This is a genomic window from Brucella tritici (genome assembly GCF_902825325.1).
Classification (GTDB): domain Bacteria; phylum Pseudomonadota; class Alphaproteobacteria; order Rhizobiales; family Rhizobiaceae; genus Brucella.
The window spans coordinates 439,136-460,145 of sequence record NZ_CADEAR010000003.1 but is presented as its reverse complement, the minus strand read 5'-3'; the positions used below and the strand labels follow the sequence as shown (position 1 = coordinate 460,145).

Genomic DNA, 21,010 nt, shown 5'->3' with positions numbered 1-21,010 from the left:
ACAACTTGTCAGGCAAGGGGTTTGATATGGCTCTTTAACGCATTAGCTTAAAGATACAGAAACTACAGCGAGGGCAACATGTACAAGAATATTCTCGTGACAACCGATGGGTCAGAGTTTGCAGAACGCGGGCTCGTCCACGCATTTAAACTGGCGCGGACAGTCGGCGCGAAGGTAACAGTATTGACTGTGACCGCTCCCTATTCCGTTTCCGGGCTTCCGGGTGGCTGGACTGATAGCCCTGCTTTCATCGAGCGCTTCGAACACGAATGGAACGAATATGCCGATAAATCCCTCGCCCGCGCCCGGGAGCTGGCGGCTGAAGCTGAAATCGAGGTCCATACGTTGCATGAGGTTGCCCCGCATCCGGCGACATCCATCATCGAGACAGCCAAGGAACTGCGCAACGATCTTATCGTCATGGCTTCCCACGGTCGTCGTGGATTAAAAGGAATGCTTCTCGGCAGTCAGACTTATGAAGTACTGACTCGCGGCAACACACCGGTTCTGGTGGTAAAATAAAGCACTATCGAAAAGGCCCGAAAATATCGGGCCTTTTTCGCTATCAGCCAGTCTGGTGACCTGTCGCACTGTCGATATCGATACGGAAGAAGACCGGATCAAGTTTGCGTTCTTTCCCGTCTTTCGCAATCGTCTTTATGTATGCTGGTTCCCACCACGTCGGTTCCGACGCCATAAGTGCGACGATCGAGTTCTTCTCGTCCTCACGTTCGATCTCCCGATAGCGACCGTTCAATACAACGGTACGCCAATTGGTCCGGGATTCGATATGATCGAAAAGAATGCAAACCGCATCGTTCTTACGCAGAGCTTCGGTCTTCTGCCCATCGGTAGTAAAGGAATAGAGTGAACCACCGCTGAACCGGAAACTGAGTGGTATAATAAACGGACGATTATCGAGAACATAAGCCAGCTGCCCTAGATGGGTATGCTGTATCATGTCCCGTATATCGTATTCCGACATTTCCCTGATCATCATAGCTCGCCTCGCAGTTTGCTTATCTATCAATAAACTAACATAGGGCAGCGTTGCGGCTTTGACCGTAATCAAAACACAAGCAGGGCTAATTTATCAGACGAACAAACGCCCTTCTGCGATCTTGACCGCCGTGCCTCCAATCCGCGCTCCTGTGAGCTGTTGCTTGGCAACGTCCAGTTCGAGACGAATCCGCGAGGACCGCCCCATCTCCATTCCCTGCTCGATCCACCATTGCGAACTACCGTCAACAGGCTTGTCGTTCTTCTGGATCATGCCTGCAAAGGCTGCGGCAGCCGAACCCGTAGCTGGATCTTCATAGACATTGGCACCAGTCACAAACATACGCGCATGGAAATTGCTGTCGAACAAAATCGTTTCGCGGCAATAAACGTAAATTGGTAGAGGTCGGCCATCGACGTGCGGCAAGCTTTCGTTGACATATACCGGGTCGATAGACACTTTCGCTGCGGCAATCAGGTTATGAACCGGCACGAGCAGATAGGGCGTACCTGCGCTCCAAACGGCAGGTACATGGTTCTCAAATCCGATCTCATGTGTGCCGAGACCGATCGCGGCAGCGGCCTCCTCTTTCTCGACCTTGACGTCAACTCTCTCAGGCAGGCGGGGCAGATCGAATTCGGCAAAGGCGCTATTCTCGCCAAGTATCACGCCACAGCGAACGATACCGACCTTCTCTTCCAGAGCCACCAGCCTATCGGTCTCATCACCCGTTTTGCGACGGCGAGCGAGCGACACAGCAGCGCCAACTGTCGGATGCCCGGCAAAGGGAAGTTCGTAGTCGGGCGTGAAGATGCGAACAGCCGCTTCATGCGCAGGATTGCTCGGCGGAAAAATGAACACCGTTTCGGAAAGATTAAACTCGCGCGCTATGGCCTGCATACGCGTATCGTTCAAACCTTCGCTATCATGGACGACAGCCAGCGGATTTCCAGCCAGAGCCTTGTCGGCGAAAACGTCGAAAACCTCATAGAATCTGCCGGAAACGGCGGCGTCACTCATCCTTCATTCTCCCCTCGACCTGCTTGCAAAACCGACTGTAAGGCCGATTTCACTCCAATGTCTCATGCTTCGCATTAATTGCGAGCATAGCCAATTTCGCGTCGCTGTCATCTGCAAGTCCGACCAAGTTTTAGAGATTGTTGAAATGCCAGTCGGCAAATGCTCGCACATAAGATGGTGTGGCCTCTCCCATGACGCCCGCTGCCTTCACCGTTATGATCTCTGATAGTTCCGGCTCCTCCTCTGCAGACAGGTGTTGCTCAATCCGCAATACTAGTTCCTTTGACGGCACATCGAAATAATAACGACGGAAAAGCGCAATACTGCGGTTTCCGGTCACAAGATTGACCTGTTGCTCTGCACGCGCATCAAGAAGATCAAGACCCGTTTCCTCGCGAACCTCCCGTCGCCGATTGGCGTCATAATCGACATATCCGTCGACAATGTCATTATCATCCACTGAGCCTGCCGGAAAATAGACCCTTCCCGCACCCGCATTTTGTGCGCTCATACGCCCGGCAATTAGATGTCCGTCGCTCGAGACAATCACGCCGACGCCGAAAATATGCCACGGACGTTCCTGCGACTCGTCATGCCGCCAATGCATCAGCGTCGCAAAGCTCGTGCGCTTGAAACCGGCCTGAAAAGCACTACCCGTTAATTCGGCTTGTGGTGCCAGATAAAACTCGCCGTCGAACAAAGTTGGATTCGCGACCTGCTCACGTGTCCAGTTTGACGCGATCGCGTCGCTGTTTTCCACGGCATATAGCAAAGGACCGGACAGCACCCGAACATCGGCGCTACCGATAATGTGGACAGTGTTTTCCCGTACCTGCTTCATCACTCAAACCATATTCAGGGTTACGGCTACCGGACAATGATCGCTCGCCTTTGGGCGATCCCATCCGGTTCGGGGATAACGATCGACCTGTTGGTCAGGCGGAAAGATTGTGCGCCAGGGCTGACCGCGCCGGATTATATTCGGAACCGCCTTCTCATTCTTCTCCGCGAATGATGGAGAAGCCATGATGTAATCGAGCTGGCAAAGATGACGCTCTTGTGGACCACGCGTGTGATAAAGCGTCCAGCGGTCCATAACAGGGCGACGCTCGACCAGATTGATCGCGAAGCCATCCCCTAAAAGCACGTCGAGCGCGCTTTCTTCTTCAACTATCGGCGTGAATTGATAGCCATTCCATTCGTCACCACCAATAATGATCCGCTCACGGTAATCATTGAAATCACCGCAGATCAGCCAGCGGCGATTTGCAACATTAGACGGTCCGAATTTATCCTCGATGATACGGCGAATGGCCCGCGCTTCTGCGCGTCGTACCGGCAGAGACGCTGTCCGTCCGTCAAATCCGTTGCGCGCACCCGTCATCGACTTCAGATGAGTCACAAAAAGCGATATGGGCTTACCTGCAATGCGAATATCCACATTCAGGCAATCCCGCTTGAAAATACGGTCATGGGGTTCAAGCCCGAGCTCGCCAAGGATAGGCTCATAAAGACCGAAATCATTATAAGTTACGTAGGCATAGCTCGTGACTTCATCGACCTCGATAGGCTGTCCGTCCCGTGTCGTGTCGCGCATCATAACGGCAACATCGATCCCGCGGCTGTCATTGCCATCTATGAGATATTTATGCCGGAAGCCATGGCCTATCATCTTGAAAAGGTAGCCATACTCGAAGGCATTGAGCGCAGCGAGATTGTCCACTTCCTGCAGGCAAAGAATATCAGCCCGTGTTTCGGCAATAGCGAGCGCCGTCATCTGGCGCGTATCGTCTGCATGCGCCACAGCGCGTGCCTGCTCGAGAAGGCGATATTGCGCCTCATCGTTGATTTCGAACAATTGCAAGGTGCGATCCTGATGCAATTCATTGCGAAAGCCGGAAAAATCGAACCGGCGCATCAGATTTTCGACATTGAAAGTAGCTATGGTAAACATGTCTTCGCAATCTCTCTGCTTGCCGCGGGATTGGCAAGAGGATGATTTTCGAAACCAATAAATTTCTGCCGAAGCAGTGACTTGGATATAGAATATACCCATATATCGGGAGAACGTTGATAGAAGCGAGCCGAAACGATGCGAAAAACTCTGTGCCTGACGATACTGACAGGACTGTTCGTTGCGGGCATTGCAAGTGCGGGTTCAGCCGTCGAACTGCGTAACAGCCAGTATCTTCCCTCGTTGAAACCGAGCGGTCCATTGATTATCGGCGGTCAGGCAGGCGCCAATCGGACAGATCCGAGCGCTCGCAACTGCTACGGTTCAACACTTTGCCGGGAAAGTGGGACTTATATTACTGAACACGGCGTATTGAACTACAAGAACGGCGATGCTCTGCAATATCGACGCACGATGCAACCGCCAACCGCCGGTGCGCGGCCAAGCAGCAATCATATTCAGTGGTGTTCAAACCGCTATCGCAGCTATCGGACATCCGACAATACGTTCCAGCCATTGGCCGGTCCGAGAACAGGCTGCAATTCGCCATTCCAGTAAGAAAAGAGCCGGGTCAAAACCCGGCTTTTTTATTTCCACCAACTCAGGCAGCAGCGGATTTCGTATGAGTCCGTATCAAACGGCCAAGACGCTTGATGCCTTCATCAATCATCTCATCATTGGCGCATGAATAGCTGAGGCGCAGCGTATTGGCACCAGTCCCATCGGCAAAGAATGCCCTACCGGGGACGAACGCCACTTTTTCACTATCGATAGATGCAGCCAGTAGCGCGGCACCATCCATACCTTCAGGCAGCGTAACCCAGATGAACATGCCACCTTCGGGCTTCGTCCAGCTTGTGGTCTCCGGCATATATTTCGCCAGCGCTTCGAGCATCTTGTCGCGGCGGTGCTTATAAACCTTGTGAAGCTTCGCCACCTGAACGCCAAAGCCGTTGCTCGCAACGCGCTGAATGGCGATCTGGTTGATCGTGGACGAATGAAGGTCCGCAGCCTGCTTCATCAGAACAAGCTTGCGAATAACCGGCTTCGACGCAACCACATAGCCAACGCGTAAACCCGGAGCCAGCGTCTTTGAGAACGAACCACAATAGATGGTGCGGGTTTTCTCGATGTCACCACCGTTTCGAGCAATGTCGAGCGCCAGGATTGGCGAGATCGCATCACCATTGTAGCGAAGATACTGATAGGCCGCATCTTCGATCACCGGAATGTCGAGTTCATCCGCCTGAGCGAGCAGTTTCTCGCGACCGGCAAGATCGACCGTTTCACCGGTCGGGTTACTGAAATCGGCAGACAGATAAGCAAACTTCACCTGACCGCCAGCTTTCTTGGCAGCTTCAACGTAGGATGCTGGGGTACGATTGCCGTTGATTGCCAGCGTATCGTAGTTCGGCTCATAAGCGTTGAAAGCCTGCAGCGCGCCGAGATAGGTCGGCGCGGTCACAAGTGCTGTGTCGGCAGGCGACAAAAACAGCTTGCCCAGATAATCGAGAGCCTGCTGCGAACCCGACGTGATAAACACATTGTCTTCCGTGCAGGGAATGCCGATCTTGGCAAGCTCACCCACCAGCCAGGTGCGCAGAGACTTGTAGCCTTCCGAAACAGAATATTGCAGCGCGGCATTGGCTTCAGGGCCAGTAAGAATATCCTTATAGGCTGCCTGGAATTCTTCGTGCGGGAAAAGAGCCGGATCAGGAATTCCGCCCGCGAACGAAATAATATCTGGACGTTCCAGAAGCTTCAGCAGTTCGCGGATTTCCGATGCGCGCATACGTTTCGAGCGCGTTGCAAATACATTTTCCCAGTCCAACACGGGAAATCTCCTCAATTAGACTATCCGTACATTTTACGGAACTTGTAACAGCCAAGTCTCCTCAAAACTTGGCTATTGGATGTGAAGCTCTAGCGCACTTTTCAGCAGACGAGAACAGCTTTTCCCATGCTTCTATGGAATAAAGATATTCGGAATTGTTTTGGCCTTCAAAGTGCACGAAACGAAAAAACTGGCGCAGAATTTGGGTTATTTTCGTTCGCCATATACTTACGATCACCCCTGTTACAACGCACCATGTATGAAGGGGCGCCAAGAAACGCCCCTCTTTTCATGTTTCATCGAATTCCAAAATCAAATGATATTCCGGCTCTGGCGTTTGCATCATTTGCAGACAACCAGAGCCTGAATCCCGCTGTTTTTAGTTGCGCGCCTTGTCGACGAGCTTGTTCGCTGCGATCCACGGCATCATGCCGCGGAGCTTTTCGCCGACTTCTTCGATCTGGTGGCTGTCGTTGTTGCGACGAATGCCCTTGAAGCGCGCTGCACCTGCACGATATTCCTGCATCCAATCGGAAGTGAACTTGCCGGTCTGAATGTCCTTCAGAACGCGCTTCATTTCTTCCTTGGTTTCAGCAGTGATGATGCGCGGACCGGTGACATATTCGCCCCACTCTGCAGTGTTCGAGATCGAGTAGTTCATGTTGGCGATGCCGCCTTCGTAGATCAGGTCCACGATCAGCTTCATTTCGTGCAGGCACTCGAAGTAAGCCATTTCCGGCGCATAGCCAGCTTCAACCAGAACTTCAAAACCGGTGCGGATCAGTTCGACCACGCCGCCGCAAAGAACAGCCTGCTCACCGAACAGGTCGGTTTCGCACTCTTCTTTGAAGGTGGTTTCGATGACGCCCGAACGACCGCCGCCAACGCCCGAAGCGTAGGAGAGAGCCAGATCGTGAGCATTGCCCGAGGCGTCGTGATGAATGGCGATGAGGCAAGGAACGCCGCCGCCCTTCTGGTATTCGCCGCGAACCGTATGGCCTGGGCCCTTCGGTGCGATCATGACGACGTCAATCGACTTCTTCGGCTCGATGAGGCCGAAATGCACATTGAGACCGTGGGCGAAAGCGATTGCCGCGCCATCACGAAGATTGTCGTGAATGTGTTCCTTGTAGATGTCAGCCTGCAACTCGTCAGGGGTTGCCATCATCATGAGATCGGCCCACTTGGCGGCATCGGCGACGTTCATCACTTCAAAGCCATCAGCCTGTGCCTTCTTCGCGGTTGCAGAACCTTCACGAAGGGCAACACGCACGTTGGCGGCACCGGAATCCTTGAGGTTCAGCGCATGGGCGCGGCCCTGGCTGCCATAACCGACGATAACCACCTTCTTCGACTTGATCAGGTTAACGTCTGCATCCCGATCGTAGTAAACGCGCATTTCCTTATTCCCTTCGTTCAGATTGTTCTTCGGCTTTCTTGCGTCCACCGATGTGATTAGGCCCCATAAAGGGCGAAAAACTGCTTGGTGGCGCGCCGGGCGTCCCGGATGACCACGTCGTCAGTCAATTCCAGATGGTCGCCAAGCAGCAACCGTATTTGCATGTCCCGGACGACAAGCCCGAAAAACGTGCGAAATGCCTCATCGATATCGTCGAAGGCCAGCAAACGTGCCTCCTGCCCCATATGGAGAATGGGTTTGAGGCGCTTGGCCATAGCCACTGGGCCGTTAGCCAGGACGATATCACCCAATGTCGATTTGCCAGACGCTGCATGGCTGACCGCCAGCCGATTCAGTGCAATCGATGTTTTTCCCGATAGCACCAGCAGCCAATCGCGTGCAAAATGCTCCAGGCTCGAGAAAAGAGATTCCGCATCCAGCTTCTCGCGGGTCAGCGGCACCACGCGGACTTTCGATGCTTGCCAGCGAACCATCGCCGTCAGCAGGCCATCGCGATCGCCAAACCATTTGTAGAGGCTTTCTTTCGAGCAGTTGGCGGCACGTGCAATGCTTGCCGTCGTCAAAGCGCGATCCCCGCCTTCCACTAGAAGACGCAACGCCTGCTCCAGAACGTCGTTCTGACGCGGCGAGAGAGCCTGCTGCTTTTGAGCCTGCAATTCGTCGCTGGTATCAGTCACGGGTCTTTTCCTCCACCTTGTACCGTACGGTACGGTTCCCTATTCATAATTATTGTTTCGTCAGCGGTCAAGCATGTTTTCTAAAATTGCAGCCGCCTAATACGGGAATATTTTCCATCGACATCAAATGCAAAAAGCGCCTTCCCGAAACCGGGAAAGCGCCCTTTAAAACTATCGATTCAGATGGATTTACAGATTCACCTGCGTTCCAATTTCCACCACACGACCAGTTGGAATCTGGAAATATTCTGTCGCGTCAGACGCGGTTCGAGCGAGCAGAATAAACAGCTTGTCCTGCCAGAGCGGCAAGCCGGAATGGGCCGATGCCTTGAGCGATCGACGCGACAGGAAGAACGACGTCGTCATGATGTCGAATTTCCAGCCAAGCTTGCGGCATATGCCAAGCGCGCGCGGAATATTCGGCTGCTGCATATAGCCGAAAGTGAGCGTTACCTGCATGAAGCGCTCGTTATACTGGGATACGCGCGCTCGATCAGCACTGGAAACCCATGGTCTCGACGCGGTCACGACCGTCAATATGACATTGTTTTCGTGCAGAACCTTGTAGTGTTTCAGGCTGTGCATGAGCGCGGTCGGAGCGCTTTTGGGATCGCCTGTCAGAAAAACGGCAGTACCCGGCACAATGGTCGGCGGGCGTTTGGTCATCTGCTGGACGATAAGATCAAGCGGAACTTCAGCCTTGCGAGTCTTGTGAAAGAGATGCCGCGTTCCGCGAACCCAGGTCCACATGATGAGAACGAGCACGACGGCAATACCGATCGAAGCCCAGCCGCCCTCATGAACCTTGATGATATTCGCACTGAAGAACATGATATCGATGATAAGGAAGCCGAGAATAATCGGCAGGGCGCGGCTCACGCGCCAGTTCCAGATACGGGTCATCACGATATAAAGAAGCACCGTGGTGACCAGCATGTTGCCAGTGACGGCAATGCCATAGGCTGCAGCCAGATTGCTGGACTTCTCAAATCCGAGCACCAGAATGACCACTGCCAATCCCAACAACAGATTGACCCGCGGAATATAAATCTGGCCATGCAGTTTTTCCGAAGTGTGCTGAATTTCAAGGCGCGGCAGAATGTTGAGCTGAACAGCCTGACGCGCCACCGAATAGGCGCCTGTAATCACTGCCTGGCTGGCAATCACGGTTGCCGCCGTTGCCAGCAGAACCATCGGCCAAAGCGCGAAACTCGGCATCATTTGGAAGAACGGCAATGCTGCGGCTTCACCATGCGAGAGGATGAATGCGGCTTGCCCGAAATAATTAAGCAGCAGGCACGGGAACACGACCCACAACCATGCACGTACGATCGGTTTGCGTCCGAAATGCCCCAGATCGGCGTAAAGAGCTTCAGCGCCGGTCATCGCAAGGAACACGGCACCAACCGTAATGAACGCCACACCAGGACTAACCGTCAGAAAGCGCACCGCATAATAGGGATTGAGCGCCACCATAACCGTGGGATCATCGAAAATATGCCATAAACCCGACGCACCCAGCGCCAGAAACCACAATGCCATGATCGGCCCGAAGACGATGGCGACCTTTCCCGTGCCCAGTTTTTGCACTGAAAACAGCGTCACCAGAATAACGACTGTTATAGGCACCACGAATGGCGTTAAGTCTGGAGCGACGATCTCAAGACCTTCCATTGCCGAGAGAACCGAGATTGCGGGCGTAATGACTGCATCACCAAAAAACAACGCGGCACCGCAGATACCGACACCCAGGATCAGGTCAGGTCTGCCTTTCAGTGCGCCCCTGACAAGCGCCATCAGCGAAAGAATACCGCCCTCGCCGTTATTGTCCGCACGCAAAACGAACAGCACGTATTTGATAGTCACAACAAGCGTCAGTGCCCAGAATATCAGCGACACAACACCCAAAATGTCGCTACGGGCGAGAATACCGTCGCTCGCCGCCGCATGGAGAGCTTCACGAAAGGCATAGATAGGGCTCGTGCCGATGTCACCATAAACGACGCCCAGCGCGCCAAGCACCAGCGTCTTCATACTCTCGTTGTGCTGCTCGGCATCTTCAGCAAATGCGACGCTCTCTGGAACGCCAACAGCAGGCATAGCGGCCTCTGTCGGCGTGTCATTGCCATTTAGCTCGCCGCTCATGTGCAGGCACCTCGCAACTTCCTGAAACGGTTCTGGCTGGAGTTACTGGGGATAGAATTGGAATAATGAGTGTATTCGCAAAAAGTTGCGAATTGCAGCATAGCTGCCGCACCTTTGCCCAAATCAGTTTTAATCATGGACATTGCGTCGATTGAGCGTAGCAATCTGCCCGAATGCAACAGATATTGAATTGCCTCGGCGCGGAAAGCGGACGTCGGAAAACTGCTTCAATGCGTCCCTCATACGATCCTGCGCGCCCCCAACGCGTATAATTAGTGGCGGACGCCTAAAGCTTGTCTCGCCCGAATGCAAATGCACTTTTTGCACAGCTCCAATCTGAGCCATGCATTGAGCGCATCGACTGATGCATTACGCCAGTGCGGCGATGTAACGACTAACCGTTACTGGCATCCCGTACATCAGTGCATCGGCTGTCAATCCATGTCCAATGGAAACTTCGTTCAACTGCGGAATACGTTTCACCAGCGCAGGCAGATTTTCTACTGTCAAATCATGTCCCGCATTGAGGTCCAATCCCAACGCTGTAGCCGTGCTTGCCGCCTTTTCCAGTCGATCCAGTTCACGCACTGCAGCAGCCGGATCGTCATGTGTCGCGCCATAGGGACCGGTGTAGAGCTCTACACGATCCGCGCCGATAGCTTTGGCACGTTCGTAGCCCGCCGGATCAGGGTCAGCGAACAATGAGACACGCATTCTGCCAGCTTTAAGGCGGGCCACGACCGGAGCCAGAAAATCAGCTTTCGACACGAAGTCCCAGCCATGATCCGACGTCGCCTGCGTTGGATCATCAGGCACGAGCGTCACCTGTTCCGGCTGATGCTTCTCCACGAGATCAAGGAACGCCTCGCTTGGGAAACCTTCAATATTGAACTCTGCCTGCGGAAATTCATCATCGATCAAAGCGCGTATATCGCCGAGATCGGAAAACCGGATATGACGCTGATCGGGACGCGGATGTACCGTCAATCCGGCAGCTCCGGCGGCAAGAGCAGCGCGGCCCAGACCGGTAACGCTTGGCCATGGCAAATCACGCCGGTTTCGCAGCATCGCAACAGCGTTGAGATTGACCGATAATTTCGCAGGCATTGAAGACTCCCGGATGAATATTCCGCTTTATAACGCCTGCTACGGAAAAATGTGAGTGTTTTGCCGTCGCACCGCAGCCGCAATCCCCAATCATGAAATCTGCTTGTAACAAATTGGGTTTGCAGGGTTTTCAAGCCCACATCAATTTACAGGGCAATCGCAACCTTTGTCGCTGCATCGGCGTTTAAAATAGATCAATTACGGAGGTCTACAATGCGAAATGAGGACATACCCGTCATTCGCCGCATTCCAACAAATCGGGACGACGTTTTCGCCTTTGCAATCGAAGGCCATCTCGATGATGCGTCATTGGAGAATCTCTACGGGCTTCTCGACGCAGCTTACGAAACGCATGAAGAAATCGATCTACTGATCCGCCTAACCGGCTATGAAGGGGTCGATTGGACGGCTGCGTTCTCAGAAAGCATGCTCTCCATGCGCTCTAAATCCCTGAAAAAGCTTCGCCACTATGCAATTGTCGGCGGGCCTTTATGGATTCAGGCAAGCATAACTCTGATGCAGCCTTTCCTGTCTATTGAGCTTCGTGCGTTCGAAGCAGACGAGGAAAACGAAGCCTGGGAGTGGCTCAGCGCACGACCGATAGACGAATAATTATTTTACAATGGTCAAACGTTCGGCTGCACGCGTGATCGCCGTGTAAAGCCACCGCTCACGTGTATCGCGAAACGCGAAACTTTCGTCAAAGAGCACGACTTCATCCCATTGAGAACCCTGCGCTTTGTGTACCGTCAATGCATAACCATAATCAAAATCGTCGTAGCGCTTTTTAGTCTGCCAGGGAATTTCACTGTCGGGATCTTCAAACTGCGCCTTGAGCAGCTTGATCTTCGCCACACCACGATCATCGTCCTCAGGTGTAACCAGAAGATTGATGCCGGGCTTCACCGTTTCCTTGGATGAAGTCATCACCTTCCAAAGTGAACCGTTGAGAAGTCCCTTGGCAGGATCGTTACGCAGGCAGACCAGCTTGTCGCCAGCCTGTGGGTAATCCGCAGTAAAGCCTTTTAGCTCCCGAAGGCGCTGGTTATAGCGGCGGCGCGTTCGATTGGTGCCGACGAGCACCTGATCGGCAGACAGCACCATTTCCTGATTGACGTCGCCTTTTCCGATAACTCTTGCAGCGCCATGGTCGCCATAGGGAAGCTCACGCCCTTCCCGCACATCGAGCGCCATACGGATGATTGGATTGTCCTGTGCCTGACGATGAATCTCGGTCAGGAGATAATCTGGGTCGTGTTCCGTGAAAAAGCCACCTCCGGAAATAGGAGGCAACTGTCCAGGATCGCCAAGAACGAGGATCGGAGTGCCGAAACTCATCAGATCGCGTCCCAGCGCCTCATCGACCATGGAACATTCGTCCACGACGATCATCGCCGCTTTGGCGACAGGGCTTTGCCGGTTAAGCGAGAAGGTCGGCGCGATGGAAGTCTTGCCGGTCGTTTCGTCCTCAATCGCTTCTTCGCCACGTGGGCGGTAGATGAGCGAATGGAGCGTGCGGGCATTGCTGGCGCCTTTCGAGCGCAGCACCTGTGCCGCCTTGCCGGTAAAGGCTGCAAACTGCACATCGCCATCCACATGCTCGGCGAAATAGCGGGCGAGCGTCGTCTTGCCCGTACCCGCATAGCCGAACAATCTGAAAATGGGACTGCGGCCGTCTTTAAGCCATTGCCCGACGGCCTTCAGCGCCTGATCCTGTTCCGGTGAAAACTGCATGATCCTTTCAGACAGGATTCGCTGCCCGAAAACAAGATCAAACCGTGATCAAACGTTTTTGCTCACCAGCGCTGCAAATCGATCGAGATCGACATTGCCACCGCTGACGATCACGCCCACCCGCTTGCCTTGCAGCTTAGATGCCACCTGCCGCGCACCGGCAAAAGCCAGACATCCTGTCGGCTCGACCACCATTTTCATCCGGCTGGCAAAGAACTTCATGCCTTGCACTAACTCATCGTCGCTGACGGCCAGAATATCACTAACAGCTTCGCGGATAATGGCAAAAGTCATGTCACCAAGGGCCTGTGTCTGGGCACCGTCGGCCAACGTCTTCGGCACGTCGATATGGACTATTTTGCCCGACCGGAACGACTGCTGACCATCATTTCCTGCCTCTGGTTCCACGCCGTAGACATTGCACTCCGGCGACAAGGCTTTCGCGGCCAGTGCCGAACCTGCAAGCAGACCACCGCCGCCAAGACAAACGAACAGAGCATCAAGCGGACCCGTTTCCTCGATCAACTCCTTGGCCGCAGTTCCCTGCCCGGCGATGATATCAGGATGATTGAACGGTGGAATGAGGGTCAGTCCCCCCTCTTCTGCCAGACGCTTTGAGATTACATCGCGATCTTCTTCATAGCGGTTATAGGTGACAACCTTCGCGCCGTAACCTCGCGTAGCGTCAAGTTTCGCGCGCGGCGCATCCTCGGGCATGATGATCGTCGCGCTAATGCCGAGCAATTTTGCTGCGAGCGCAATTGCCTGCGCGTGATTGCCGGATGAAAAAGCCAACACACCTCGCGCCTTTTGCTCATCTGTAAATCGGGACAGGGCATTGAAGGCGCCACGAAACTTGAAGGCACCTATCCGCTGGAAATTTTCGCATTTGAAAAAGAACTGGGCACCAGTTTCGTGATCGATGGTGGACGATGTGAATACCGGTGTCTGGTGAGCATAGCCTTCGATCTGCTTTGCAGCCGAAACCACGTCATCATAAGTTGGAAGCTTGTTCATCATTTGCCCTTCACCTTTATTTCAGCATCGGCCACAAGCTCAAAATGAGCAGTAAAGCCATGATAAAATTGAAACATTTCAACCGAAAGGGATCGGAAAGCCAACTGCGCAGCAATGTGCCAAATCCTGCCCACACTGACACGCTTGGCAAATTCACAATCGCAAAGGCGACGCTGACCAGAAACACCGCGACATAATAGTTGTCGTGGTTGGCATAGGTGGCAATTCCTGTAATCCCCATCACCCATGCTTTTGGATTGACCCATTGGAATGCTGCCGCCTGTAAGAAAGTCATTGGCTCGCTTTTATCCCGATGCTTGGCATCGCCAATGGAGCGCGACATCGCAATTTTCCAGGCGAGATAGAGCATATAGGCACCACCGGCAAACTTCAGCGCCACATAGAATGACGGCACCATCTCCATCAAAGCGCCGAGACCGAAACCAACCGCCAGCAGCAATACGAAGAAGCCCACGCCGATCCCCAACATATGCGGAATGGTGCGGCGGAAACCGAAGTTTACGCCCGAAGCCAGAAGCATCAGATTGTTTGGTCCCGGTGTGACGGACGAGACGAAGGCGAAGACAAGAAGCGCCAAAAAAACTTCAACGGACATAGGACGGCCTCGATTTATGGGGACAAATTAGCTCATTAAAAAACCGGCACAATCGAAACATTGTGCCGGTTTTCAACGATATTGTATCGGTTTTGATTGAAGGCTGTTACATACCTTCCGGCCCGCGATTCATGGCCGCGACGCCCGTACGGCAGGTCTCAACCAGACCAAGCGGCTTCATGATCGAAATAAACTGATCAATCTTCGCGGTTTTCCCGGTAATCTCCAGAATGAAGTGATCAGTCGTCGCATCAACCACCTTGGCCTTGAAAGCATCGGCAAGGCGAAGCGTTTCAGCCCTTGCCTCACCTTTGCCGGCGACCTTCACCAGCGCCAGTTCACGCTCGACAGGACGATCATGGCCGAGTTCAAAGGCGCGGTGGCTGAGATCGACAACACGATGAACCGGAACAATGCGGGCCAACTGATGGCGGATCTGGTCCAGCACGTGCGGCGTGCCGCGCGTCACGATTGTAATGCGCGACAGGTGTTTTTCATGCTCGGTTTCCGAAACCGTCAGGCTTTCAATATTATAGCCACGACCAGAGAAAAGGCCGATCACGCGAGCTAGGACGCCCGGTTCGTTGTCAACGAGTACGGCAAGCGTATGCGTTTCCGGCGTTTGCGTTTCGGCTGCAATGAAATAGGCCGATCCGGAAGCTAGGTTCTGTGCATTCATGATTTCTTTCCTCCGGATCAGACGAGCGCGCGGCCCTTGGCATCGATGGCGTTGGCAACCGCCTCATCTGTTGCTTCATCCGGCAACAGCATTTCGTTATGCGCCTTGCCCGACGGGATCATTGGGAAGCAGTTGGCGAGATTTGCCACGCGGCAATCGAAGATAACCGGCTTGTCGATGTCGATCATTTCCTGAATAGCAGCATCGAGATTACCCGGCTTGTCACAGCGAATACCATGCGCGCCGTAGGCTTCGGCCAGCTTGACGAAATCCGGCATCGCTTCGGTATAGGAGTGCGATAGGCGGTTGCCATGCAGGAGCTGCTGCCATTGGCGCACCATGCCCATATACTGGTTGTTCAGGATGAAGATCTTGATCGGCGCATTATGCTGGATGGCAGCCGACATTTCCTGAATGCACATCTGGATCGAGGCATCGCCTGCAATGTCGATAACCAGCGCATCAGGGTGCGCGATCTGTACCCCGAGAGCCGCCGGCAGGCCGTAACCCATGGTGCCGAGACCGCCAGAGGTCAACCAGCGGTTCGGTTCCTCGAAGCCATAGAACTGTGCAGCCCACATCTGGTGCTGGCCAACTTCTGTAGTGATGTAGGTCTTCCGATCCTTGGTCAGTTCATAAAGCCGCTCAATTGCATATTGCGGCATGATGACGTCCTTGTTCGGCGCATAGGCGAGCGAATTACGGGCACGCCAGCGATTGATCTGTTCCCACCAGGCACCGATTGCCTGCTTTTCGGGCTTCTTGTCAGAGGCACGGAACTGCCGAACGATATCTTCCAGAACATGCGCGACATCGCCAATGATCGGCACATCGACACGCACGCTCTTGTTAATCGACGACGGGTCGATATCGATATGGATTTTCTTCGAGTTCGGAGAAAATGCGTTCAGACGTCCGGTGATGCGGTCATCGAAACGGGCACCGATGCACAGCATGACATCACAATCATGCATGGTCATGTTGGCTTCGTATGTGCCGTGCATACCAAGCATGCCGAGCCAGTTCTTGCCGGAGGCTGGATAAGCGCCGAGCCCCATCAGCGTGGATGTGATCGGGAAATTGCTGATCTCGACCAACTCGCGCAGCAGACGGGAAGCTGCCGGGCCGGAATTGATCACGCCGCCGCCGGAATAGATGACGGGCTTCTTTGCATTAAGGAGCAGACGAACGGCATCCGAAATTGCCTGAGCATTGCCGTCGAGGACCGGACGGTAGCTGGTACGCGGCGCGGTTTCCGGCGGCGTATATATGCCCTTTGCGAACTGGATATCCTTCGGAATGTCGACCACAACGGGACCGGGACGACCGGTGGAAGCGACATGAAAGGCTTCGTGCAGGATGCGCGCCAGATCGTTGACGTCCTTCACCAGCCAGTTGTGCTTGGTGCAGGGGCGCGTGATACCGATCGTATCGCATTCCTGAAACGCATCGGAGCCAATCAGCGTTGTCGGAACCTGACCGGAAATGCAAACGAGCGGAATGGAGTCCATCAGAGCATCCTGCAGCGGCGTAACTGCATTGGTTGCACCCGGACCGGACGTAACAAGCATCACACCGACTTTGCCGGTCGAACGTGCATAGCCCTCCGCAGCGTGTCCTGCACCCTGCTCATGCCGGACCAGAACGTGCTGAACTTTGTCCTGCTGGAACAACTCGTCATAGATCGGAAGCACGGCGCCGCCGGGATAACCAAAGATGCTCTCCACACCCTGATCGATCAAAGCCTGAATGACCATTTCAGCGCCGGTCATTTCGCGTGGATTGCTCGCTTCTTGCGTTTCTGCGGCGTTTGCGTCCGCCTCACGTTTACCTGCAGTCATTGTTCTCTTCCCGTCGTCTGCATTTTATTTCTGATTTGGATAATAAAAAAGGCCCCCGAGGGAGCCTGTCTTTCGCGCATGGGAGCTTTCGCCGGATGGTTACACCATCCTGCCCATGCGCGCCCGTACCACAAGAATAATAATCATGTTCATGGTGGCGGACACTAATAGCCGGATTTGGCGTCGTCAACGCATAAATACATTGCCTGCGATATTTTCTTAGGCTCACCCGCCCCAAACGATAACTTTATTTCAACGGAAGATTCTTATCCTGACGCGAAACCTCCTGTTGAGGGCTGGGGCGGAGTGGGCAGCATGAGCGAAATCGGGGACAGTTCCAACGCGCGAGAACAAGGCGAATATGTGCAGCGCAATCGTACGGAAGGCCATGTCATCCAATGCGACGGCGAGAGCGCAATCGTCTCGGCATTGTCAGGTCCCTCTTCGGCAGCATCTGACGATTATTGGGCCGTAGGCCAGCTTATATCCATTCAGACCGGCAATAATCGCGTTGTAGGTCTCATCCGCAACGTGCTTGTTCCCGGAGATGTCTGGATACGCGGCGGTGACAATACGCTCCATATCCATGTCGAGTTTCTGGGCGAGGTTCGCGTGCAGCCGAACGGACAGACCTCATTCAATGGTGGCATTTCGCAGTTCCCCCACCCCGGCGCTATTGCCCATCGCATCCGTGCCGCCGATCTTGCTGCGATTTATGCACAAACCGCTCACAACAGCGTTTCGATCGGTACACTCACGCAGGATGCAACCGTTCCCGCCTACATATCTGTCGATGATCTTATCTCCCGGCATTTTGCTATCGTCGGCACAACGGGCGTCGGCAAATCGAGCGCCGTCATGCTGCTCCTACGCCGGATCGTCGCCGAAAAGCCCAATCTGCGCGTACTCATCCTCGATCCACACAATGAGTTCGCGAGCGCATTTCCCGATCTGGCCGTGGCGGTCGATCAGACGAATATCGAATTGCCATTCTGGATGCTGCGGCTGGATGAATTTGCAGATGTGATCTTTCGCGGGCGCGCGCCGAACCCGATGGAACTCGATATATTGCGCGATCTGGTCCTGCTTGCCCGCGAAAAAATGCAGGGCACTGAACTGTCAGCCACGAAAACATTGCGACGACAGCTTGCCGACCGCCAGAGCGTCAGCGCCGACACGCCTATCGCCTATCGTCTGCTTGACCTGATAGCCCTTATCGATGAGCGGATGGGACTTCTCGACAGCAAGGCGGAACGTCCCTATCTGCGCAGCCTTAAGGTTCGGCTGGAATCGATCTCTGTCGATCCCCGCTTCCGTTTCATGTTCGCAGTAACTGGTGGCCCGGAAACAATGCGGCAGGCCATTGGCCGGATTTTCCGCATACCGCAAAACGAAAGGCCTATCTGCACATTCCAGCTTGCAGGATTGCCGTCCGAAGTCGTCAATGCCGTTGCTTCCGTCTTGTGCCGTCTGGCATTCGATATCGCTCTTTCAAGCGAGGGCAGCCTGCAGACGCTCGTGATCTGTGAAGAAGCCCACCGTTATATTCCCGTCGACCGCGACGCCGGGTTCTGGCCGACAAGACAAGCCATAGCGCGAATTGCCAAAGAAGGTCGGAAATACGGCTCCTATCTCGGAGTGATAAGCCAGCGCCCCGGTGAGCTTGATCCAACGATCCTGTCACAGTGCAATTCGATTTTTGCGATGCGGCTCGGTAATGAGCGCGATCAGGAAATCATCAGGGGGGCTATTCGTGGCGGCGCGCAAAGCATGGCTGGCTTTCTGTCATCAATCGCTAACCGCGAAGCGATAGCCTTTGGCGAAGCATTCTCGACACCGATGCGCCTGACATTCGAAACCATCCCGCCGCATCAGCTTCCGGGACGCAGCAAGAGCGAAAGCGCTCTTTCAAGCTGGCGCAGCGATGGCAAAATATCGCTCGACCGTATCGTCGAAAAATTGCGTGCTTTTGAGAACAGTTCGCAGCCTGAACCGGTGGACCCGATCGGAAACGAGGATAATCTGTGGGGCAGCCCGGTCTCCACCAGTCGCCGTGACCCAACGCCTATGGACGAAGACTACCATCGTTCTTCTTCATCAAAGCCGCAAACATCACTTAGCCTCGACACAAAACAGAGCATTGAGAAGATGGGCGAACTGGTGCGCAGCTTTCGCAAGGACCGCGAGCGTTAGGCGCAGACGCGGTTACGGCCCATGTTCTTCGCGGCATAGAGCATCTTGTCAGCGCGACGATAGAGGTCCTTCGAGTTCTCGCGCCGGTCCCATATGGCAAGGCCAATACTGACGGTGACGCCAAGCCTCTCATCGCCCAGATCGATTTCAAGCGTCGATATGGCCTTGCGGATACGATTAGCAAGCTTGATCATCAATTCCGCGTCCATGTTCGGCGCAAGAACTGCGAACTCCTCGCCGCCAAGCCGGGCAACAACATCATGATACCGCGTATAGTCCTTCAGACACCGCGCCACTTCTTGCAGCACGATATCACCAATGTCATGCCCATAAGTATCATTCACTGTCTTGAAATGATCGAGATCGATAATCATCAACCCGACAGGCCGCTGAATCCGGTCGAACTGGACCAGATATTCCTTCAGCGCCTCATCGAAATACCGCCTGTTCTGCATGCCGGTCAGGCTATCCGTCAGCGCGGCATGTTCGAGGGTCTGCGACCGTTCGGAAAGATCCTGCGTGATGACCTGCAGCTTGCCGCGGTCCTGCGCATCGGTACGGATTTGCGGATAGATCAGGAAAAGCCCGCAAGCGATAGTCGCAATCAGCACCCAGATTGTGACGTAACTCAACTGATCGAGCCTCGAAACCAGTTCCGACGCACTCACATCAAGTGGCAAGGTCTGCAATTGTCCGATGTCGACACGAGCCTGGTAAAGCAACAGCCCAATACCGAACATCAAAACAATCAGAATAAAAAATGCCCGCTCCGATTTATGAAATCGCATAGTCCGCGCCCGCCTCTCCTGCTTCAGAGAGTGCCAGCGAGTTATTTCGTTGTCGTTAATTGAGCGAAGGCATCATCAGAATTTGCATGCACACACCAGCGATCATCAAGCTGATTTCGAAACCAGGTCGACTGACGCTTTGCATATTGCCGGGTGGCGATAACCGAACGTTCAATTGTTTCTTCCCGCGACATCGAGCCTTGCAGAAATGCCGTGATCTCACGCACACCAATGGCCTTCATTGCGGGCAATGCCGGGTCGAGATCAAGCGTCAGCAACGCTTTGACTTCATCAACCGCGCCATCGTCCCACATCAGAGCAAAACGCTGGGCAATACGCTCGGAAAGCCACGTCCGATCCGGCAGCAATACGATCTTGCGTGCTCTCTCATCGTCTATCAGTGCCTGCCCTTTCGTCTGCTGCCAAGCAAGAAGCGACTTTCCGGTGCCTTCAAAAACTTCCAGCGCCCGAACGATGCGCTGGCTGTCGAAGGGTTGAAGGGTTGCGGCCATATCCGGGTCACGTTCGCTGAGAAGCTGGTGAAGAAGTTCCGGACCATTCGCCTCCATACGTCCCCGCCAATAGGCCCGAACATCACCCGGCACCTCTGGCATCTGCGACAGTCCACCGAGCAGCGCTTTGAAATAAAGCCCCGTGCCACCAACAAAGATTGGGGTCCTGTGCTTCATGGCAGGTTGAGATAGCAGGCCAGCCACATCATCCAGCCATCGTCCAGTCGAATAGGATATCGACGGCGCGATGTGTCCATAGAGATGATGTTCGGCCGCAGCGAGATCCGCTTTGCTCGGTCGCGCACTCAGAAGATCAAGAACATCGTAAACCTGCATAGAATCGGTGTTCACGATGAAACCGCCAGTCTCACGAGCCATGCGAATGGCAAGTGCCGACTTGCCGCTGGCCGTTGGGCCAGCTATCAGGATTGCATTCGTGACCGCACCCTCATTCATCGCCGGAATTGTTCTCC

At 54.1% G+C, this 21,010-nt stretch carries 20 protein-coding genes; 4 read left to right on the top strand and 16 right to left on the bottom strand.

Translation table 11 applies throughout. The features are described 5' to 3' along the window. The first annotated feature begins 78 nt into the window (after nucleotides 1–78). Nucleotides 79–522 (top strand): universal stress protein, encoded by a 444-nt coding sequence (locus tag HWX93_RS06660; RefSeq protein ID WP_176036912.1) that lies wholly within the window; start codon nucleotides 79–81, stop codon nucleotides 520–522. A 43-nt stretch (nucleotides 523–565) separates the two neighbouring features. On the opposite strand, the gene HWX93_RS06655 is transcribed toward HWX93_RS06660, so the two are convergent. From HWX93_RS06655 to HWX93_RS06640, 4 genes are all read right to left on the bottom strand, one after another. Continuing rightward, a complete protein-coding gene (locus HWX93_RS06655) occupies nucleotides 566–1,000 on the bottom strand; it encodes a pyridoxamine 5'-phosphate oxidase family protein (protein WP_176036911.1) in 435 nt (144 codons plus the stop codon). A gap of 93 nt (nucleotides 1,001–1,093) precedes the next feature. Beyond that, nucleotides 1,094–2,020: a PhzF family phenazine biosynthesis protein gene (locus HWX93_RS06650; RefSeq protein ID WP_176036910.1), complete on the bottom strand. Its 927-nt coding sequence runs from the start codon at nucleotides 2,018–2,020 to the stop codon at nucleotides 1,094–1,096. Nucleotides 2,021–2,150: 130 nt separating this feature from the next. Beyond that, on the bottom strand, nucleotides 2,151–2,861 hold the full coding sequence (locus HWX93_RS06645) for an NUDIX domain-containing protein (protein ID WP_176036909.1): 711 nt from the start codon (nucleotides 2,859–2,861) through the stop codon (nucleotides 2,151–2,153). A gap of 3 nt (nucleotides 2,862–2,864) precedes the next feature. Beyond that, nucleotides 2,865–3,974, bottom strand: a complete 1,110-nt coding sequence (locus HWX93_RS06640) for an endonuclease/exonuclease/phosphatase family protein (RefSeq protein WP_176036908.1) — start codon at nucleotides 3,972–3,974, stop codon at nucleotides 2,865–2,867. 138 nt (nucleotides 3,975–4,112) lie between these two features. Between HWX93_RS06640 and HWX93_RS06635 the strand changes: the two genes are divergently transcribed. Then, nucleotides 4,113–4,532 carry a BA14K family protein gene (locus HWX93_RS06635; protein WP_109989085.1) on the top strand — a complete coding sequence of 140 codons (420 nt, stop codon included), beginning with the start codon at nucleotides 4,113–4,115 and terminating at the stop codon, nucleotides 4,530–4,532. Between the two features lie 43 nt (nucleotides 4,533–4,575). Here HWX93_RS06635 and HWX93_RS06630 read toward each other — a convergent pair whose 3' ends face one another. The 5 genes from HWX93_RS06630 to HWX93_RS06610 all read right to left on the bottom strand — a co-directional run bounded on the left by HWX93_RS06630 (nucleotide 4,576) and on the right by HWX93_RS06610 (nucleotide 11,157). Beyond that, nucleotides 4,576–5,808: a PLP-dependent aminotransferase family protein gene (locus HWX93_RS06630; RefSeq protein ID WP_176036907.1), complete on the bottom strand. Its 1,233-nt coding sequence runs from the start codon at nucleotides 5,806–5,808 to the stop codon at nucleotides 4,576–4,578. 379 nt (nucleotides 5,809–6,187) lie between these two features. After that, a complete protein-coding gene (gene ilvC, locus HWX93_RS06625) occupies nucleotides 6,188–7,207 on the bottom strand; it encodes a ketol-acid reductoisomerase (protein ID WP_061346051.1) in 1,020 nt (339 codons plus the stop codon). Nucleotides 7,208–7,263: 56 nt separating this feature from the next. Next, nucleotides 7,264–7,905, bottom strand: coding sequence for a TetR/AcrR family transcriptional regulator (locus HWX93_RS06620; RefSeq protein ID WP_109989083.1), 642 nt, complete (start codon nucleotides 7,903–7,905; stop codon nucleotides 7,264–7,266). A gap of 189 nt (nucleotides 7,906–8,094) precedes the next feature. After that, nucleotides 8,095–10,050, bottom strand: a complete 1,956-nt coding sequence (locus HWX93_RS06615) for a potassium transporter Kup (protein ID WP_176036906.1) — start codon at nucleotides 10,048–10,050, stop codon at nucleotides 8,095–8,097. A gap of 369 nt (nucleotides 10,051–10,419) precedes the next feature. Beyond that, a complete protein-coding gene (locus HWX93_RS06610) occupies nucleotides 10,420–11,157 on the bottom strand; it encodes a pyridoxine 5'-phosphate synthase (RefSeq protein ID WP_176036905.1) in 738 nt (245 codons plus the stop codon). A gap of 213 nt (nucleotides 11,158–11,370) precedes the next feature. Here HWX93_RS06610 and HWX93_RS06605 point away from each other — a divergent pair, with 213 nt between their 5' ends. Beyond that, on the top strand, nucleotides 11,371–11,769 hold the full coding sequence (locus HWX93_RS06605; protein ID WP_176036904.1) for an STAS/SEC14 domain-containing protein: 399 nt from the start codon (nucleotides 11,371–11,373) through the stop codon (nucleotides 11,767–11,769). Here the strand turns inward: HWX93_RS06605 and HWX93_RS06600 are convergent, their stop codons facing one another. From HWX93_RS06600 to HWX93_RS06580, 5 genes are all read right to left on the bottom strand, one after another. After that, nucleotides 11,770–12,891 carry an ATP-dependent DNA helicase gene (locus HWX93_RS06600; protein ID WP_109989079.1) on the bottom strand — a complete coding sequence of 374 codons (1,122 nt, stop codon included), beginning with the start codon at nucleotides 12,889–12,891 and terminating at the stop codon, nucleotides 11,770–11,772. A 48-nt stretch (nucleotides 12,892–12,939) separates the two neighbouring features. Next, complete coding sequence (locus HWX93_RS06595) at nucleotides 12,940–13,908, bottom strand: threo-3-hydroxy-L-aspartate ammonia-lyase (protein ID WP_176036933.1); 969 nt, start codon at nucleotides 13,906–13,908, stop codon at nucleotides 12,940–12,942. Between the two features lie 16 nt (nucleotides 13,909–13,924). Beyond that, nucleotides 13,925–14,524: a LysE family translocator gene (locus HWX93_RS06590; protein ID WP_176036903.1), complete on the bottom strand. Its 600-nt coding sequence runs from the start codon at nucleotides 14,522–14,524 to the stop codon at nucleotides 13,925–13,927. A gap of 106 nt (nucleotides 14,525–14,630) precedes the next feature. Further along, complete coding sequence (ilvN, locus tag HWX93_RS06585; protein ID WP_061346045.1) at nucleotides 14,631–15,203, bottom strand: acetolactate synthase small subunit; 573 nt, start codon at nucleotides 15,201–15,203, stop codon at nucleotides 14,631–14,633. A gap of 17 nt (nucleotides 15,204–15,220) precedes the next feature. Beyond that, entirely contained in the window at nucleotides 15,221–17,044 is a 1,824-nt protein-coding gene (locus HWX93_RS06580) for an acetolactate synthase 3 large subunit (protein WP_176036902.1), read from the bottom strand. A 315-nt stretch (nucleotides 17,045–17,359) separates the two neighbouring features. Between HWX93_RS06580 and HWX93_RS06575 the strand changes: the two genes are divergently transcribed. After that, on the top strand, nucleotides 17,360–19,237 hold the full coding sequence (locus HWX93_RS06575) for an ATP-binding protein (protein ID WP_176036901.1): 1,878 nt from the start codon (nucleotides 17,360–17,362) through the stop codon (nucleotides 19,235–19,237). Here the strand turns inward: HWX93_RS06575 and HWX93_RS06570 are convergent. Together HWX93_RS06570 and miaA are read right to left on the bottom strand one after the other, a co-directional pair. Next, nucleotides 19,234–20,025, bottom strand: coding sequence for a GGDEF domain-containing protein (locus tag HWX93_RS06570; RefSeq protein WP_176036900.1), 792 nt, complete (start codon nucleotides 20,023–20,025; stop codon nucleotides 19,234–19,236). The genes HWX93_RS06575 and HWX93_RS06570 overlap by 4 nt on opposite strands. Nucleotides 20,026–20,066: 41 nt before the next feature. Then, entirely contained in the window at nucleotides 20,067–20,993 is a 927-nt protein-coding gene (miaA, locus tag HWX93_RS06565; RefSeq protein ID WP_176036899.1) for a tRNA (adenosine(37)-N6)-dimethylallyltransferase MiaA, read from the bottom strand. Nucleotides 20,994–21,010: the final 17 nt, after the last annotated feature.

Excerpts from the sequence above, each read along its gene's own strand:
- HWX93_RS06660 (WP_176036912.1), top strand. The coding sequence starts at position 79 with ATGTACAAGAATATTCTCGTGACAACCGATGGGTCAGAGTTTGCAGAA.
- HWX93_RS06655 (WP_176036911.1), bottom strand. The coding sequence starts at position 1,000 with ATGATGATCAGGGAAATGTCGGAATACGATATACGGGACATGATACAG.
- HWX93_RS06650 (WP_176036910.1), bottom strand. The coding sequence starts at position 2,020 with ATGAGTGACGCCGCCGTTTCCGGCAGATTCTATGAGGTTTTCGACGTT.
- HWX93_RS06645 (WP_176036909.1), bottom strand. The coding sequence starts at position 2,861 with ATGAAGCAGGTACGGGAAAACACTGTCCACATTATCGGTAGCGCCGAT.
- HWX93_RS06640 (WP_176036908.1), bottom strand. The coding sequence starts at position 3,974 with ATGTTTACCATAGCTACTTTCAATGTCGAAAATCTGATGCGCCGGTTC.
- HWX93_RS06635 (WP_109989085.1), top strand. The coding sequence starts at position 4,113 with ATGCGAAAAACTCTGTGCCTGACGATACTGACAGGACTGTTCGTTGCG.
- ilvC (WP_061346051.1), bottom strand. The coding sequence starts at position 7,207 with ATGCGCGTTTACTACGATCGGGATGCAGACGTTAACCTGATCAAGTCG.
- HWX93_RS06615 (WP_176036906.1), bottom strand. The coding sequence starts at position 10,050 with ATGAGCGGCGAGCTAAATGGCAATGACACGCCGACAGAGGCCGCTATG.
- HWX93_RS06610 (WP_176036905.1), bottom strand. The coding sequence starts at position 11,157 with ATGCCTGCGAAATTATCGGTCAATCTCAACGCTGTTGCGATGCTGCGA.
- HWX93_RS06605 (WP_176036904.1), top strand. The coding sequence starts at position 11,371 with ATGCGAAATGAGGACATACCCGTCATTCGCCGCATTCCAACAAATCGG.
- HWX93_RS06600 (WP_109989079.1), bottom strand. The coding sequence starts at position 12,891 with ATGCAGTTTTCACCGGAACAGGATCAGGCGCTGAAGGCCGTCGGGCAA.
- HWX93_RS06595 (WP_176036933.1), bottom strand. The coding sequence starts at position 13,908 with ATGAACAAGCTTCCAACTTATGATGACGTGGTTTCGGCTGCAAAGCAG.
- HWX93_RS06590 (WP_176036903.1), bottom strand. The coding sequence starts at position 14,524 with ATGTCCGTTGAAGTTTTTTTGGCGCTTCTTGTCTTCGCCTTCGTCTCG.
- ilvN (WP_061346045.1), bottom strand. The coding sequence starts at position 15,203 with ATGAATGCACAGAACCTAGCTTCCGGATCGGCCTATTTCATTGCAGCC.
- HWX93_RS06580 (WP_176036902.1), bottom strand. The coding sequence starts at position 17,044 with ATGACTGCAGGTAAACGTGAGGCGGACGCAAACGCCGCAGAAACGCAA.
- HWX93_RS06575 (WP_176036901.1), top strand. The coding sequence starts at position 17,360 with ATGAGCGAAATCGGGGACAGTTCCAACGCGCGAGAACAAGGCGAATAT.
- HWX93_RS06570 (WP_176036900.1), bottom strand. The coding sequence starts at position 20,025 with ATGCGATTTCATAAATCGGAGCGGGCATTTTTTATTCTGATTGTTTTG.
- miaA (WP_176036899.1), bottom strand. The coding sequence starts at position 20,993 with ATGAATGAGGGTGCGGTCACGAATGCAATCCTGATAGCTGGCCCAACG.